Genomic DNA, 2,580 nt, shown 5'->3' with positions numbered 1-2,580 from the left:
TCTTAAATATACAAAAAAAAGTATTCAATAAGTCAATTTTTGGAACCGCCCTATAATACTTGGGCTGGAAATATCACAGAAAATACAACTTGGCAGAACAAAGTAAATGTAGTGGATAATATTACTATACAAAGCGGTGTAAATTTAGCTATCGCACCTGGCACATATATCAAGATTAACCCGGGGAAAACCATTACCGTCCTCGGCACTATCATCGCCAAAGGCACACCCACTCAACGCATCACATTCACATCATCCAATCATTCACCATCACCTGGGGATTGGGGCGGCATTATCTTCTCAGGCGGCGGACCCGATACACTTACTTATTGCAATATAAAATATGCTGAAAATGGATTACGATTTATAAATACTGCACCAAATAGCTATATGGCGAACGATACAGTCTCTAACTCTTCAGGATATGGTGTTGCTGTATCGAGTACCGGAGCTTCCAACACAGCCCTAAGAATTTATAAAAGCGCTATTAAAAATAATAGAACAGAAGGTATACGCGTAAATAATGCACGCGTCAGTATTTCAAACTCACGAGTTGAAAACAATGGCTCCGGCAATATTAATTCCGGAATTAATGTAATTAACGCTGGCAGATTATTCATAGATAGTTCTTTTGTTACAAACAATTTAGGTAGCGGAATCGACGTAAGCGGCATCGGCTCAAGAGTATCACTTAGCCCCGATGAAATAAAACGAGGTTACAACACAGTAACTGGACACGGTTTGAGCGAAATTTATGTTCGTAATTCTGCAACAGCACTTTTGGGATATAGAGCTGCTATCAATTACTGTGTTTGCGATGATTACGCATTCGATAAATTTGTAGATCAATTTAGTGAGAGTTCAGAAATCGAATCTAAATCGCCACAGTGCCCACCGGGTTGTTATCCGGCAGTTCGTTATGAAGCTCGTGCTGGATGGAATAACGTTTACAACAATTTTAATTACAATTGCAGGTTAATCAACAACGCTACATCGAATACAGTCCAAGCGCGTTATAATTATTGGGGTACTGGGTCATTAATGTTCTGCGGTCCGGTCGATACATTATCTCAACTCGGTAGTCCTGTTAACACACCAGCGAAATTAGAAGGCACAGATTTGTACGTCGAATCAGAATTAACGAAAGAAGATAGAACAAGAATTAGAGAATGGCTATTACAATTACAGTTGGATATAAAATCTAACCAAACAAACTCGATAGATGCATTATACCAATTAGCGCTTTACGTTGGACCTGGCGGAGAGTATTCTGACGCACTTGAAATGCCGTGGGAATTTTTGTTAGCTTATTTTGAGAGAAATTCAAGATTGCAAAATGTTAAAATGCTTGCATCTGTATTTCTCGTTACAGCAAAAATGGATAGAGGAGAATATTCAAACGCAATTTATATTGCCGATCAAATATTACAAAGAAATAACGATGATAATATGTGGTTTTTCTGCCAGACTCAGAAAGTGATAGCTAATGTTGGACTCGGTAATGTAACAAATGCTATTTCATTGTTTAACGCTATGAAAAGCCGCGGTGATAAAATAGATAAAAAATCAATAGAAGTTTTGGAGGATTATCTTAAAAATGTATCCTCAACAACAAACAGTAATGTGAAAATTTCAGATAATACTATACAAACTGTTCAGAAGATTAATATTGAAGCTAATAATATCGAGCGTCCGCAAACCTATAGTTTAGAGCAGTGCTACCCGAATCCGTTTAATCCGGTAACCAAAATCAAATACACAATACCCGAACCTTGTTACGTTTTGCTGAAGATTTTTGATGTATTAGGTCGAGAGATTACAACTCTTCTAGCAGAGCATCAGGAGTCAGGTTATAAGACAGTCGAATTATCTGGATTAAGTTTACCCAGCGGCGTATATTTTTACAAACTTCAATCAGGTAAATTTTTAAGTATAAAGAAAATGTTATTAACCAAATAATTGGAGAAATAATATGTATAAAGAAAAAACAGACGGTAACGGACAAGTAAAAATCGGCGTTTATATATGCCACTGCGGAATAAGATTTACTGGAGATAAATATGAAATATAAACAACTCTTGTTTTTAATAATTTTACTTACATATCAACTTTCACTTTGTAAAGAGCAATTTAATGAAAATAATGAAAGTGTTAGAAAAATATTTATATATACTAGTGTTGTGTTAGCCATGAATTGACGGATATAATCTTTTAAGTTTCACCCTTGCATCTTTGGTTGTAAACTGCCAGTTTATTTTGGCGTTTTTATTATCTCTATTTGATTGCCACGCCTCAACTTCTTCTTTGATTTTTTCCATCGTTGAGATATGCCTGTTTAAGCACTGTCCATTTAATACATGTAATTCTATCTCTGCCATATTGAGCCAACTGCCATGCTTTGGTGTATAAACAAATTCAAATCTATCCCATATTTTTTTTGCTTCTTCGGGTTCAAATATTTCATAGAAAGAAGATGCTGCATGTGTTGTAAAATTGTCCATTACCAATGTTATTTTTTTTGCATCAGGATATTGCTCATCGGCAATTTTTTTTACAAATACTGCCCAGTCTTTTTTGGTC

1 protein-coding gene and 1 pseudogene are annotated in these 2,580 nt (G+C 35.7%); one reads left to right on the top strand and one right to left on the bottom strand.

Annotated features, from left to right (window positions below; all coding sequences use genetic code 11):
* The first annotated feature begins 39 nt into the window (after positions 1-39).
* Positions 40-1,959, top strand: a complete 1,920-nt coding sequence (locus QME58_14090) for a T9SS type A sorting domain-containing protein (protein ID MDI6804945.1) — start codon at positions 40-42, stop codon at positions 1,957-1,959.
* A gap of 224 nt (positions 1,960-2,183) precedes the next feature.
* On the opposite strand, the pseudogene QME58_14085 reads toward QME58_14090, so the two are convergent.
* A pseudogene (locus tag QME58_14085) lies at positions 2,184-2,579 on the bottom strand (transposase).
* Between the last annotated feature and the right edge of the window lies 1 nt (position 2,580).

Source organism: Bacteroidota bacterium (assembly GCA_030017895.1).
In the GTDB taxonomy this organism is placed as follows: domain Bacteria; phylum Bacteroidota; class Ignavibacteria; order UBA10030; family BY39; genus JASEGV01.
This window is presented reverse-complemented; position numbering and strand designations above follow the sequence as displayed.